Annotated in this window: 12 protein-coding genes; 7 read left to right on the top strand and 5 right to left on the bottom strand. The window is 62.9% G+C overall.

Features of this window, described 5'->3' with window-relative positions:
* The first annotated feature begins 33 nt into the window (after window positions 1-33).
* The 4 genes from J7E24_RS07400 (at window position 34) to J7E24_RS07415 (ending at window position 2,807) form a co-directional block, all read left to right on the top strand.
* Window positions 34-1,389, top strand: a complete 1,356-nt coding sequence (locus tag J7E24_RS07400; protein WP_215136688.1) for an MBL fold metallo-hydrolase — start codon at window positions 34-36, stop codon at window positions 1,387-1,389.
* A 66-nt stretch (window positions 1,390-1,455) separates the two neighbouring features.
* Window positions 1,456-1,794: a rhodanese-like domain-containing protein gene (locus J7E24_RS07405; protein WP_215136690.1), complete on the top strand. Its 339-nt coding sequence runs from the start codon at window positions 1,456-1,458 to the stop codon at window positions 1,792-1,794.
* Window positions 1,795-1,833: 39 nt separating this feature from the next.
* Window positions 1,834-2,394 carry a YeeE/YedE family protein gene (locus J7E24_RS07410; protein WP_215136692.1) on the top strand — a complete coding sequence of 187 codons (561 nt, stop codon included), beginning with the start codon at window positions 1,834-1,836 and terminating at the stop codon, window positions 2,392-2,394.
* 2 nt (window positions 2,395-2,396) lie between these two features.
* Window positions 2,397-2,807, top strand: coding sequence for a DUF6691 family protein (locus J7E24_RS07415; protein ID WP_215136694.1), 411 nt, complete (start codon window positions 2,397-2,399; stop codon window positions 2,805-2,807).
* 92 nt (window positions 2,808-2,899) lie between these two features.
* On the opposite strand, the gene J7E24_RS07420 is transcribed toward J7E24_RS07415, so the two are convergent.
* Complete coding sequence (locus J7E24_RS07420; protein WP_215136696.1) at window positions 2,900-3,511, bottom strand: ACP phosphodiesterase; 612 nt, start codon at window positions 3,509-3,511, stop codon at window positions 2,900-2,902.
* Between the two features lie 156 nt (window positions 3,512-3,667).
* Between J7E24_RS07420 and J7E24_RS07425 the strand changes: the two genes are divergently transcribed.
* Both J7E24_RS07425 and J7E24_RS07430 read left to right on the top strand, forming a co-directional pair.
* The gene (locus J7E24_RS07425; protein WP_215136698.1) at window positions 3,668-4,183 is read left to right on the top strand and encodes a pyridoxamine 5'-phosphate oxidase family protein; all 516 of its coding nucleotides are present in this window, start codon (window positions 3,668-3,670) and stop codon (window positions 4,181-4,183) included.
* Between the two features lie 109 nt (window positions 4,184-4,292).
* Window positions 4,293-4,979 (top strand): spheroidene monooxygenase, encoded by a 687-nt coding sequence (locus J7E24_RS07430; RefSeq protein ID WP_251047083.1) that lies wholly within the window; start codon window positions 4,293-4,295, stop codon window positions 4,977-4,979.
* Between the two features lie 132 nt (window positions 4,980-5,111).
* Here J7E24_RS07430 and J7E24_RS07435 read toward each other — a convergent pair whose 3' ends face one another.
* Complete coding sequence (locus tag J7E24_RS07435) at window positions 5,112-6,968, bottom strand: SWIM zinc finger domain-containing protein (protein ID WP_215136700.1); 1,857 nt, start codon at window positions 6,966-6,968, stop codon at window positions 5,112-5,114.
* A 116-nt stretch (window positions 6,969-7,084) separates the two neighbouring features.
* On the opposite strand from J7E24_RS07435, the gene J7E24_RS07440 reads away from it, so the two are divergent.
* The gene (locus tag J7E24_RS07440) at window positions 7,085-10,111 is read left to right on the top strand and encodes a class I tRNA ligase family protein (RefSeq protein ID WP_215136702.1); all 3,027 of its coding nucleotides are present in this window, start codon (window positions 7,085-7,087) and stop codon (window positions 10,109-10,111) included.
* A 245-nt stretch (window positions 10,112-10,356) separates the two neighbouring features.
* On the opposite strand, the gene J7E24_RS07445 is transcribed toward J7E24_RS07440, so the two are convergent.
* The 3 genes from J7E24_RS07445 to J7E24_RS07455 all read right to left on the bottom strand — a co-directional run bounded on the left by J7E24_RS07445 (window position 10,357) and on the right by J7E24_RS07455 (window position 12,836).
* Entirely contained in the window at window positions 10,357-10,707 is a 351-nt protein-coding gene (locus J7E24_RS07445) for an MmcQ/YjbR family DNA-binding protein (RefSeq protein WP_215136704.1), read from the bottom strand.
* 83 nt (window positions 10,708-10,790) lie between these two features.
* Window positions 10,791-10,964, bottom strand: a complete 174-nt coding sequence (locus J7E24_RS07450) for a DUF6728 family protein (RefSeq protein WP_176901158.1) — start codon at window positions 10,962-10,964, stop codon at window positions 10,791-10,793.
* Between the two features lie 102 nt (window positions 10,965-11,066).
* Window positions 11,067-12,836: an AMP-dependent synthetase/ligase gene (locus J7E24_RS07455; protein WP_215136706.1), complete on the bottom strand. Its 1,770-nt coding sequence runs from the start codon at window positions 12,834-12,836 to the stop codon at window positions 11,067-11,069.
* Window positions 12,837-12,861: the final 25 nt, after the last annotated feature.

The raw sequence follows: 12,861 nt of genomic DNA on the forward strand, positions 1-12,861 counted from the left end.
GCATTTTTCTCCCCTACTTCTTCGTTTACACCTATGCAAATCGAACAGTTTGAAGACAAGGGCCTGGCCCATTTTTCCTACGCTATCCTGAGCGACTGCGCCCGCGAAATTGTGCTCGTCGACCCCGCCCGCGACCCGCAGCCCTACTACGATTATGCCCGGCAGCACGACGCCCGCATCGTATGCGTGCTCGAAACCCATCCGCACGCCGACTTTGTGAGCTCGCACCTGGAAATTGCCCAGACCACTGGGGCCGTTATCCGCGTGAGCAAGCTGCTGGGGGCCGCCTACGACCACGAAGGTTTCGATGAGGGCCAGTCGTTTACGGTGGGCAAGCTCACGTTTCGGGCCCTGAACACGCCGGGCCACTCGCCCGACTCGGTAAGCACCGTGCTCAGCCGCGAGGGCCAGGACGTAGCCGTGTTTACCGGCGACACGCTGCTCATCGGCGACGTAGGCCGCCCCGACCTGCGCGAGACAGCCGGCCACCAAACGGCCAAACGCGAGGAGCTGGCCCGGCAGATGTACCACAGCACCCGCGAAAAGATTATGCAGCTGGCCGATGATGTGCTGGTGTATCCGGCCCACGGTGCGGGCAGCCTGTGTAGCAAGGCCGGCAGCGGCGCCAGCAGCAGCAGCATTGGCCTCGAAAAGGCCGAAAACTATGCCCTGCAGCCCCAGTCGGAGGATGATTTTGTAAAGGAGCTGCTGGCCGACCAGCCCTTTATACCCAAGTATTTCGGTTATGATGTGGACCTGAACAGGCAGGGCGCCCCGGCCTATGCCCCCAGCGTGGCGCGGGTGCCGCGCCTGGCCACCGGCACCACCCCGCAGCCCGGCGTACTGGTGGTAGATGCGCGCCCCGAAGCCGAGTTCAAGCGGGGCCACCTGGTGGGCGCGCTCAACATTCAGCAGGGTGGCAAGTTCGAAACCTGGCTGGGCTCTATTGTTGGCCCCAACGAGAAGTTTTACCTGCTGGCCGCCGATGAGGCGACGCTCGAAGACCTGATTCGTAAAACGGCCAAAATCGGCTACGAAGCCCTGGTGGCGGGCGGCCTGGTGGGCTTGCCCTCGGCGGCGGCCACGCTTCCCGAGCTGGATGTGGAGCAGTTCCGCCAGCACCCGGAGCAGTACACCATTGTCGATATCCGCAACGCATCGGAAGCGAAGGCCGAGTCGCTGTTTGCCGGCGCCCTCCACATTCCGCTGCCCGAGCTGCGCGAGCGGGCCGCCGAAATTCCGGCGGGCAAGCCCGTGGTGGTGCATTGCGCCGGCGGCTACCGCTCGGCTGCCGGCAGCAGCATAGTGGCCCCGGCCCTGCCCGGCACCAGCGTGTTCGACCTGGGCGAAGCCGTGAAGTCGTTTCAACCAATGGCGGCCAGTCACTAGGCAACGCCTACAGGCTATTCCGCTGCTTTTAAGGCTCTATTTCGCACTTTTTTTCTTCTGCTCATCATGTTTGATTTCCTAAAACCCGCTGCTCCCACTTATCAGAACCTGACGCCCGCCGAGTTTTCGGCGGCCCTGCGCCAGCCCGGTGCGCTGCTGCTGGATGTGCACCGCCCCGACGAGTTTGCCAGCGGCCACCTGCCCGGTGCCCTGAACATCGACGTTACGTCCCCCGACTTCGGCCCGCGCGTGGCCGCCCTCGACAAGAGCGCCCCGCTGTACGTGTACTGCCGCAGTGGGGCGCGCTCGGCTACGGCCGCCGGCCAGCTCACCAAAGCTGGGTTTGCCCAGGTGCACAACATGCTCGGCGGCGTGCTGGACTGGTCGGAACCGTTGGTTCGCTAGCTTCCTGTTTTTCTGTTTTTCCTGCTGACTTCCCTTTTTATGCTTGAATTACTTCGCCAGCCCTGGCCCTGGTACGTGGCCGGGCCGCTTATCGGCCTCACGGTGCCGGCGCTGCTGCTTATTGGCAACAAGGCCCTGGGTATCAGCTCGTCGCTGCGCCACGTGTGCGCGGCCTGCATGCCCGCCGGCATTCCCTTCCTTACCTACGATTGGCGCAAGGAAATCTGGAACCTGTTTTTCGTGCTCGGTATCGGCATCGGCGGCTTTATCGGCTACCGGCTTATGGGCCACCCCGACACCATTGCCATTTCGGCCGACACCGTGCGCGACCTGAAGACGCAGATGGGGCTGACCGACTTTTCGGGCCTGCTGCCCAAAGAGCTGTTTGCCCTGGAAAACCTGGCCAACTGGAAGGGTTGGGTATTTATGGTACTGGGCGGATTTCTGGTGGGCTTCGGCACGCGCTACGCCGGCGGCTGCACCTCGGGCCACGCCATTTCGGGCCTTTCCAACCTGCAGTGGGTGTCGCTGGTAGCCGTTATCGGCTTTTTTGCGGGCGGCCTGCTCCTGACCTGGGTGATTTACCCTTTGCTTTTTTAACGATGAAAAACCTCAAATACCTGGTGCTGGGCGTGCTGTTCGGCATCATCCTCACCAAAAGCGAAGTCATCAGCTGGTTCCGAATTCAGGAGATGTTCCGCTTCCAGGCCTTCCACATGTACGGCGTTATCGGCTCGGCCATTGTGGTAGGCCTGATTTCCATTCAGCTCATCAAGCGCAACCGCCTGAAAACCATCAACGGCGAAGAAATAAAGCTAACCGACAAGCAGTACAACCACGGCACCTGGATCGGGGGCACCATCTTCGGGCTGGGCTGGGCACTTACCGGCGCCTGCCCCGGCCCCCTGTTTGCCCAGCTGGGCAGCGGTGTGGCGGCCGCCGCCGTCATGGTTCTGGCCGCCCTAGCCGGCACCTGGACCTACAGTGCCCTGCGCGAAAAGCTGCCGATGTAGGCCGCCAAACAGCCTACAGGGCAAAAACCTCAATAATCATCTTCTGGAAGCCAGCCACCCAGCAGCCGATAACCTCCGCTACCTCACCCCTATTAAAACGCAGCACTGTTGCCCTCCACCCCTGCCCGCAGTTCCGGCCAGAACTCCATAAAATCGTCCTCGTAGGCGGACAGCTCGGCCAGGAAAGCCGCCGCTCCGGTAGCCATTACGGCCCCGGCGGGCACGCGGCGGCTGAGGCCCAGCAGGGCCTGCTGCAGGCCGGCGGGGTGGGCGTAGCCGGTCAGCCAGTCGCCGTGGCGCATGTGGTGCAGCAGGGGCTGCAGGCGCTCGGGTATTTCGTGGCGGCGGGCGTGCAGCAGCGTGTACTGCCGCTGGGCGAAGTCGGGTAGCGGCTCGGCCGGGTGGTGGCGAACGAAGTCGCGGGCCAGCAGGTGGTCATAGCCCATATCGGCCACCACGCCGGCCCACTTGCCCAGGCCGGCCTCGCGCAAGCGGGCCGTGGTGCGGCGCACAACGGGGTGGGTATCGGTAAAGGAGTCGATGAAGCGGTGCAGACGGATGCCGCGCTGCACGGGCTCGGGGTAGGCCAGCAGTCCGGCCCGGCCGCGCACGGCTTCGGCCGCGAAGTTGCCCACTACTATGTCATCGTACTGAGGAGTGTGGGCGGGCGAGCCGGAAAGTAGCAGATGGGCCAGAAAATTCATGGGAGCAGGGGGTGGATGGGTATAATACGGGCAATGCGGCCTGCAGAGCCAACCCCAGCCGTAGGCGGGCCGTATTTACTTGCGCGCCTCCGGCCCTGGCCCGGGCGCATTGCTTCTAGTGCCTACCTGTTTACCCCAACCCAAAACCGTACTATCATGGCTTCTAAAACGCCCGTAACGAACGACATTAAAACGCTGCTCGAAAAAATCAAGGATATCAATATCTGCATGATGACGACCACCTCCGACGAGGATCATTCGTTGCGCAGCCGCCCGATGGCCACCCAGAAGCCCGAGGCCGACAACTCCCTGCTCTTCCTGACCGACAAGGATTCGGCTAAGGTGTACGAGGTGAAAAAGGACAGCCACGTAGGCCTGAGCTACGGCAACCCCTCCGACAACGTGTACGTGTCGGTTTCGGGCCGTTGCAATGCCTACCGCGACCAGGCCAAAATCAATGAGCTCTGGAGCGAGGATATGAAAGCCTGGTTCCCCAACGGCAAAGAGGATCCTAACATCATGATTCTGAAGGTGGAAATTGATAAGGGCGAGTACTGGGATTCGCCCAGCGGCCTGCTCAGCCGCGCGTACGCCTACGTGCGGGCCGTGGCTTCGGGCGAGAAGAGCGACGCCGACGACGTGAACGAGCACGCCAAAGTAGAAGTCAAGTAGCGTATATTTGGCTGATTGCAAAGGGCCGGAAGCAATTCCGGCCCTTTTTTGTTGTTCCGCTGGCAGTTCCTGCACAAGTGCGCAGAGCCCTTCAGTTATCCTTTTTCCTTTGCTGACGACGCTTTCCATTATCACGCTTCTCCCCAACCAGCGGCGCTGGGGATTTGCCCAGATGGGTACGGCCCAGCAGCCCCTGCGCCGGGTGGCCGGGCTGCGGTTTGCCCGGTTGCTGGGCAGCGGGGCCGATAACGGTTTCGGGGCCCTGCCCAACCTGCGGCGCTATGGCTTTATGGCCGTCTGGGAATCGGAAGCGGCGGCCGAGGCGTTCTTCGGCCAGCACCCGCTCTGGCAGCAGTACCAGCAGCGCACCACCGCTATCTGGACGGCCCGGCTAGCTCCCATCAAGGCGCACGGCCTCTGGGATGGGGTGAACCCGTTCGACTACGCCTCCGAAACGGCCGCGCCCGACGAGCCGGTGCTGGTGCTCACGCGGGCCGCCATCCGGCTGCTGAAAACGCCCCGCTTCTGGCGCTACGTGGCCCCGGTAAGCGCCACTATTGCCGATGCGCCGGGCGTGCGGGCCGCCATCGGACTGGGCGAGCTGCCCATCGTGCGCCAGGCCACCGTCAGCCTCTGGGATTCGGCCCGCCAAATGCAGGACTACGCCTACCGCAACGAGAAACACAAGGAAGTTATCCGCCTCACGCGGCAGGAAGACTGGTATTCGGAGGAAATGTTCGCCCGGTTCCGGGTGCTGAGTACGGAAGGGGTTTGGGAGCTTAGAAGTGAGAGCTGAGAAGTGAGAACGTCATTCTGAGCGAAGCCGAAGAATCTCTACCGCAATGCCAATCCTGACGACTGCAACGAAGCGGTAGAGATTCTTCGGCTTCGCTCAGAATGACGTTCTCACTTCTAAGCTCCCCCTCTCTCACCGCTTCTTCCGGTCGCGCAGCAGCTCCCGCAGCTCGTCGTCTTCGGGGGTGGGTGGCACCAGGCGGTAGGTTTTGCCAAACCGTTCGGTTTTCACGAGCTTGGCAGCCCGCAATTCTTCGCGCAGGGCGTTCAGCTTGGAGTATTCGGTGTAGAGATGGGTGGCAAAAAGAGCAATGCCCGGCCGCAGGGCCTCGAACTCGTTGAGGGCCAGCAGCCATGAGGTGATGCGCTGGTACACGTCGCGGCCCCTGCTGCTGGCCAGCGCCTGCTCGGTGCGCTCCATTACGGCGTCGAAGGTGGCTTCGGGCTGGGGGCGGGCCGTGAGGGCAAGCAGCTCCGGGACGCCGCCCGAACTCAGCCACTGCTGGGCCAGCAGGTAGGCCAGCAGCTCCGGCGCGCGGTTTTCGGCCACCAGCAGCCCGGCCCCGAACAGCGGGTTGCTGCCGCCCCAGGCCTTGCGCTGGCGCTCCACCTGCTCGTCCACGAACTGCCGCCGTTGCGCCACACTCCAATGTGGCCGCAGCTGCTCGTAATCGGCCAGCGACTGAGTGCTGCGGCAGCGCTGCTCCAGGGCCGTCAGGTACAGGCTTTCGTCGTCGGCCAGCGTCAGGTGTTCGAGGATGTAGGGGTCGAGGCGGTGGCTGAACTGCTCCCGGTACTGGCGCAGCAGCCGTAGCAGGTTGGGGCGGTCGTCGTGCTGGCGGTAATGGTCGAGCAGGCGCTGGAGCAGGCCGAAATCCTGGCCGGCGTGGGCTTCGGCGGTGCGCCGCCACAGCGCGTCGTCGGCCAGCGCCTCGGCGGTGTGCAGCAGCAGGTGGGCCTGGTCGGGGCTCAGGGGCGGCCCGGCAGCTTCGAGGCGCGGGCGCAGCCGGGCCGCGGCGGCCGGGGTGCGGGTCAGGTCGGCCAGCAGGTCGGCGAAGTAGTCGGGCGGGGAGCCTTGCTGGGCGTAGCGGTCGAAAAGCAGCGTTAGTGCGGCCTCCGTTTTGGCGTCGCCGAAGTCGGTGGTTTTCAGCCGCGCATCAACTCCCGACTCATTCAGCAGCCGGTCCCAGCAGTCGAGCACCCGGGCCGGGTAGCCCTCGTAGCTAAAAAGGCTGTAATCGTCGGCGGCGGGGTCGGTGGCGGCCGTGGCACCCTCGTACACGCCAATCCAGTATTCCAAGGCGCGGGTGAGGCGGCCGTGGGCCAGGTGGTCGGCCACGAAGCGGGCAAAGGGCTTGAGCACGTCGCAGATGATTTCGTCGGCCAGCTCCAGCATACCGTCGCCTTCGTCATGCAGGTATTCACCGTAATAATCGGTGTGCTCCGATAGCGCGTCGTCATCGAACACCAGGTCGGCCAGCGCCTCGTACACTTCGGTACTCACTTCCTCGATGGTCGTCAGCTCTTCGGGGGCGGCGACGGGGGCACTGCTGGCCGCGGCCGGAGCGGCGGGGGCCAGGTGCAGCAGAAACTGCTCCCGCAGCCTGGGCTCGGTACGCAGCAGGTTGGTCAGAAAGGCCAATTGGGTGGTAACGGGCGTGTCCAGTAACGCCTGCAGCAGCGCCTGCTCGCTGGTATCGGGCATGGGCAGGGGCTCAACCGGCGAGCCGAACTTTTGCAGCACGGCCAAACCCAGCGCCACGGCGTGCTTGCAGATGCCGTCGTAGTCGTAGGGGCAGTTGCAGCGGTAGGTGGCCCCCGTTCTATCAACCGTTAGCCGCACCTTGTAGCGCTCCGAGCCCTCCACGCGGGCCTTGAACGTGTTGTTTTCGCGGCTGATTTTGCCCACGTAGCCCCGTTTGAAATACTGCTGGCCCCGCTCGTAGCTGGTGGTGTTGGCAGCGGCTTTCAGGTTCTGGCGCGTGAACATAGGCTTGGGGGTAAATGGGCGGGGGTAAATTTCCGTAATTTCGCCCGCTTAACTGCCCCTAATCTACAGCCCGAAAGCTACTGGCTCACGGCTATCCGCTAACCGCTCCGTCAACCATGCCCGGCTACCATCCCCAGGATATTGAGAAAAAGTGGCAGGACTTCTGGAAAGACCACCAGACGTTCCAAGCCGATAACCACTCCGAAAAGCCCAAATACTACGTGCTCGATATGTTCCCCTACCCCAGCGGGGCGGGGCTGCACGTGGGCCACCCGCTGGGCTACATCGCCTCCGATATCGTGGCCCGCTACAAGCGGCTGCGGGGCTTCAACGTGCTGCACCCGATGGGTTTCGACTCGTTTGGGCTGCCTGCCGAGCAGTACGCCATCCAGACCGGCCAGCACCCGGCCGTTACCACCGAACAGAACATCAGCACCTACATCCGCCAGCTCTCGGCCCTGGGGTTCAGCTACGACTGGAGCCGCGAAATCCGCACCTCCGACCCGCAGTATTACAAGTGGACGCAGTGGATTTTCCTCAAGCTGTTCAATAGCTGGTACAACCTCGACACCGACCGCGCCGAGCCGCTCAAAACCCTGCTCGACAAGTTTGCCGCCAATGGCAGCGCCGGCATCCGGGCGGCCGGCGACGAGGCCGAGCGCCACGAGTTTACGGCCGGGCAGTGGCAGAGCTTCTCAGAAAAACAGCGCTTACAGGCCGTGCACCCCTACCGGCTGGCCTACCAGCAGGATACCTACGTGAACTGGTGCCCCGGCCTGGGCACGGTGCTCAGCAACGACGAGGTGAAGGATGGCCTTTCAGAGCGCGGCGGCTTCCCCGTCGAGCGCCGGCTGATGCCCCAGTGGAACCTGCGCATCACCGCCTACGCCGACCGCCTGCTGGCCGGCCTCGACCAGCTCGACTGGCCCGACGCCGTGAAGGAAATGCAGCGCAACTGGATTGGCAAGAGCATCGGGGCCAGCGTGCGGTTCCCGGTATATCTGCGTACTTCCGACGGCGAGATGAAGCCCCAGCCCGAGGAAATTGAGGTGTTCACGACCCGCGTGGACACCATCTTCGGCGCCACCTTCCTGGTGCTGGCTCCCGAACTGGACCTCACGCTGGCCATGGGCGAGCGGGCCGCCGCTCAGGCCGACTATTCGCCCGAGGCTTCGCAGACATTCTCGGAGCTGCAGGCCTACGTGAAGACGGCGACCAACCGCTCGGAGCGCGAGCGGCAGACCGACGTGAAAACCGTGAGCGGCGCGCCGACCGGCTTCTACGTGCAGAACCCGTTCACGCTGGAGTACGTGCCCGTCTGGACCGCCGACTATGTGCTGGCCGGCTACGGCACCGGCGCCGTGATGGGCGTGCCCAGCGGCGACCAGCGCGACTGGCTGTTTGCCACCCATTTCAACCTGCCCATCCGCCAGATTCTGGATGCCCAGCAGAACCTCGATGAGCAGGCCGACCCCACCAAGGAGGGCCGCTACATCAACTCGGGCTTCATCACGGGCCTCACCTACGACGAGGCCCTGGAGCAGCTTCGCCTGCGGCTGCGGGCCAACCGCGTGGGCGAGCCGAAAACCACCTTCCGCATCCGCGACGCCATTTTCGGCCGCCAGCGCTACTGGGGCGAGCCCATCCCGATTTACTACAAGGATGGCGTAGCCTACGGCGTGGCCGAAGCCGATCTGCCGCTGGTGCTGCCCGAAATCGACGCCTACAAGCCCACCGAAACCGGCGAGCCGCCCCTAGCCCGCGCCCAGGATTGGCTGTACAAGGGCCAGTACCCCTACGAGCTGAGCACTATGCCCGGCTGGGCGGGCTCCAGCTGGTACTACCTGCGCTACATGGACCCGCACAACGCCGAGCGGTTCGTGGGCGAAGAAGCCGAAGCCTACTGGCAGAACGTGGACCTGTATTTGGGCGGGGCTGAACACGCCACCGGCCACCTGCTCTACTCCCGCTTCTGGCACCTGTTCCTGAAGGATTTAGGCCTGGTAACGGCCAATGAGCCTTTCCAGAAGCTGATTAATCAGGGGATGATATTGGGCCGCTCGAACTTCGTGTATCGTTTGAATGTAAGCTACTTACAGGCCGATAAAGACAAGCAGATGCAGAAGCTGACTGGCCCTAATGTCTTCGTTTCCAAGGGAATTTATGAGGCGGTAAGTGAAATTGGCCTGCTGGAAGCCCTTCACGACAACACGGGTACGGTCCGCGCCGGTATTAAGGAGGCGCTGAAGCAACTGATGAAACCCAACACTGGAGCTTATTCTTTCGCTAGCGCCCAGTTCGGAACGCCAGCGTTTACTCCTCTCCATGTCGATGTGAACATTGTAGAGAACGATACGCTCGACATTGAAGCCTTTCGAAACTCGCGGGCGGAGTACGCCAATGCTGAGTTCATTCTCGAAGAAAACGGCACCTACGTATGTGGCACCGAAGTCGAGAAGATGTCGAAGTCGAAGTACAATGTGGTGAACCCCGACACGCTGATTGAGCGCTACGGGGCCGATGCGCTGCGGATGTACGAGATGTTCCTGGGCCCGCTGGAGCAGTTCAAGCCCTGGAACACCAACGGCATGAGCGGCGTGGCGGGCTTCCTGAAAAAGCTCTGGCGCCTCTACCACCCCCAGGATGGCGTTTTTGCCGTAACCGACGAGCCGGCCGCCCCCGCCGAGTTGAAGGCCCTGCACAAGGCCATCCGCAAGGTAGAAGAGGACATTGAGCGGTTCTCGTTCAACACCACCGTCAGCGCCCTGATGATTACGGTGAACGAACTGACGGCCCTCGATTGCCACAAGCGGGCCGTGCTGGAGCCGTTGGTGGTGCTGCTTTCCCCGTATGCGCCGCACCTGGCCGAGGAACTGTGGTCGGAGCTGGGCCACGCGGCCGGTTCCATTAGCACGGCCGCCTACCCCGAGTTCCGCGAGGAATTCCTGGTGGAGGACACGGTGAATTACCCGGTGGCCATCAACGGTAAGGTACGCGAGCAGCTGCAGTTCCCGGCCACCGCCACCGCCGCCGAAATTGAAGCCGCCGTGCGCGCCACCGATATCCTGGCCCGCTTCGCCGAAGGCAAGCCTGCTAAAAAGGTGATTGTCGTGCCCGGCCGGATGGTGAATATCGTGGTGTAGCTGGTCAGGGTTTGAGCAAAATATCCTCTTCAAGAACTACCTGCTATTTTCATTGTAGCCCCAGCGGGGCGACATATCGGTAGTAACCCAATAGCCATTTATTTACAAAGCCCCAGCGGGGTGGCACCAATCGTTAAACGGTTGGTGCCGCCCCGCTGGGGCTTTAATTCTTCAACCACAAACCATACTACCGATATGTCGCCCCGCTGGGGCTTTAAAAGGCTTTGATAAGCAATTCCTGGACTCTATCCCTCTATTTCTTGCCGCACAGCCCGCGGCAGGGAAGCGCGCACGAGGTCATAGGAATGGTCAATTAGCTCGCGGAGCTGCTGGCCCGGGATGCCGGTGCCGATGAGCACCGTGTTCCAGTGCTTCTTGTTCATGTGGTAACCGGGCAGCACGTACTCGTGCTGCTCGCGTAGCTCCGTGGCCCGCTCGGGGTCGCACTTCAGGTTGATGCTGGCGAAGGTATTGAGGTCGGTGAGGGCGAATAGCTTACCGCCAACCTTGAATACCAGCGTATCGGGGCCGAAGGGCGTGTCTTCGGTAACACCAGCCTTCAGCAGGCAATAGTCGCGGAACTCTTCGATGTGCATGGGCTGAGCTCGGATAAAAAAACTGTCATCCTGAGCGGAGCGTCGCTCCGCTCAGGATGACAGGTGGTTTTGGCGTTTCTGGTTTAGCGGATAAACCAGCGGTAGAGCAGCACCAGAAAACCGACCAGGAACATGGCCAGGCTCAGCTTATTGATGAAGTGCATGGTCCGGAGGTTGAAGTTGGTGGGCCGGTTGGGGTCGTTTTTGCGGAAGAAATAACCGAATACGGGGCCGAGATTGAACAGGTCTTTGCGCATGACGAAGAAGAAGTTGCGGGTTCGGAAAGATAACACCCGTCGCCAGAAAATGATTTGCCTGGCGGAGACAAAAGCCTCCCATTCGCGGCAATAAAATGGGCTCTAGCCGCGGTAGAGCTGTTCGAGCTGTTTGGTATTATTCTCGCGAATGACCTTGCGCCGCACCTTGAGCGTAGGCGTCAATTCGCCCGAATCCACGCTCCAGGGCGTGGCCAGCAGCGCCACTTTCTTGATTCGCTCCCAGTCGGCAAACGTGGCGTTGGCATCCTGCAGCAGCTGCTCGTAGCGCTGCTGCACCCGCTCGTCGGCGGCCAGCGCTTCGTCCGACAGCCCGGCGGGCAGGCCCTGGCCGGCAGCCCAGGTGCGCAGTTCGGCAAAGGCCGGCACCAGCAGCGCGGCCGTAAACTTCTCGCCCTCGCCCACCACCATCACCTGCTCGACCAGCGGCGACTCCGACAATCGGGACTCCAGCGGCTGCGGGGCCACGTACTTGCCGTTGGCGTTCTTGAACATCTCCTTCTTGCGGTCTGTAATCTTGAGAAACTTGCCCTGCACCAGCTCGCCGATGTCGCCGGTGTGCAGCCAGCCGTCGGCGTCGAGCACCTCGGCCGTGAGGTCGGGCCGGTTGTAGTAGCCGCGCATCACGGAGGGCGAGCGGGTCAGGATTTCGCCGTCTGGGGCAATCTGCACCTCCACGTTCGGCAGCACCGGCCCCACGGCCCCAATCAGGTTGTTCTCAGGCTCAGGCCGGCTGGCAGCAATTACGGGCGAGGTTTCGGTCATGCCGTAGCCCTCCATCACCCGGATGCCGGCCGACCAGAACACCCGCGCCAGCCGCGGCTGCAGGGCCGCGCCGCCGCAGATAATAAAGCGCACCTCGCCGCCCAGCGCCGCCCGCCACTTGCTGAACACCAACTTGTTGGCCAGCGCCAACTGCGCGTTGTACCACCAGCCCTGGTCCTGCTGGGTGTCGTAGCGCAGGCCCAGCGCCAGGGCCCAGTCGAAGAGCTTGCGTTTGGCGCCCGTCAGCTGCTGGCCGGTGGCCACAATCTTGTCGAATATCTTTTCGAGCAGGCGCGGCACGGTGGTAAAGGCGTGGGGCTGCACCTCGCGCAGGTTGTCGGCAATAAGCGCCACGCTTTCGGCGTAGTAGATGCTGAAGCCCAGCTGCAGGTACAGAAACGTGGCCGTGCGCTCGAAAATGTGGCTCAGGGGCAGGAAGCTGAGCGTTTTGGAACCCGGCGCCAGCGGCAGGTAGCTGAGCAGGTTTTCGCAGTTGAAGAGGATGTTGCGGTGGCTGAGCATGACGCCCTTGGGCCGGCCGGTGGTGCCCGAGGTGTAGATGAGCGTGAGCAAATCGTCGGGCTGCACGGCGGCCCGCAGCGGCACCAGCTCGGCCGGGTCGGCGGTGGCACCGCGGGCCAGCAGGTCGGCCAGCGAGGGGGCGCCGGGCGTGGGGTCGAAGGTGAAGATGTGCTCGGGACCCGCTTCAAGCCCGACAATGGCCTGCCGCACTTTGTCGAGCAGCGGCGCATCCTGCACCAGCACCACCCGCACGCCGGCATCCTGGAAAATGTGGCGGTAGTCGTCGACGGTGATGGTAGGATACATGGGTACGCTCACGGCTCCGAGCTGGGCAATGGCCATATCGGCAATTACCCATTCGGGCCGGTTGGCGCAGATGATGGCCACTTTGTCGCCGGCCGCCACGCCCAGCGTCCGCAGGCCCAGGCTGAGCTGGTCGGCGCTTTGCTGCACCTGTTGGGCGCTGCGGGGTTGCCAGCGGCCGTCGCGCTTTTCTACCAGGCAGTCGGCCTGCGGGGTGGTTTCAGCCAGGTGGGCCAGCAAATCGAAGGTGCGGGAAAACGTCATAGCAAACAGAGCGGGGTACGCTGCC

It is taken from the genome of Hymenobacter sp. ISL-91 (genome assembly GCF_018613725.1).
In the GTDB taxonomy this organism is placed as follows: domain Bacteria; phylum Bacteroidota; class Bacteroidia; order Cytophagales; family Hymenobacteraceae; genus Hymenobacter.

Bases quoted from the DNA above. Each gene is read 5' to 3' on its own strand.
- J7E24_RS07420 (WP_215136696.1), bottom strand. From the start codon at position 3,511: ATGAATTTTCTGGCCCATCTGCTACTTTCCGGCTCGCCCGCCCACACT.
- J7E24_RS07445 (WP_215136704.1), bottom strand. From the start codon at position 10,707: ATGCACATCGAAGAGTTCCGCGACTATTGCCTGCTGAAGGCTGGTGTT.
- J7E24_RS07435 (WP_215136700.1), bottom strand. From the start codon at position 6,968: ATGTTCACGCGCCAGAACCTGAAAGCCGCTGCCAACACCACCAGCTAC.
- J7E24_RS07405 (WP_215136690.1), top strand. From the start codon at position 1,456: ATGTTTGATTTCCTAAAACCCGCTGCTCCCACTTATCAGAACCTGACG.
- J7E24_RS07450 (WP_176901158.1), bottom strand. From the start codon at position 10,964: ATGCGCAAAGACCTGTTCAATCTCGGCCCCGTATTCGGTTATTTCTTC.
- J7E24_RS07415 (WP_215136694.1), top strand. From the start codon at position 2,397: ATGAAAAACCTCAAATACCTGGTGCTGGGCGTGCTGTTCGGCATCATC.
- J7E24_RS07440 (WP_215136702.1), top strand. From the start codon at position 7,085: ATGCCCGGCTACCATCCCCAGGATATTGAGAAAAAGTGGCAGGACTTC.
- J7E24_RS07400 (WP_215136688.1), top strand. From the start codon at position 34: ATGCAAATCGAACAGTTTGAAGACAAGGGCCTGGCCCATTTTTCCTAC.
- J7E24_RS07410 (WP_215136692.1), top strand. From the start codon at position 1,834: ATGCTTGAATTACTTCGCCAGCCCTGGCCCTGGTACGTGGCCGGGCCG.
- J7E24_RS07425 (WP_215136698.1), top strand. From the start codon at position 3,668: ATGGCTTCTAAAACGCCCGTAACGAACGACATTAAAACGCTGCTCGAA.
- J7E24_RS07455 (WP_215136706.1), bottom strand. From the start codon at position 12,836: ATGACGTTTTCCCGCACCTTCGATTTGCTGGCCCACCTGGCTGAAACC.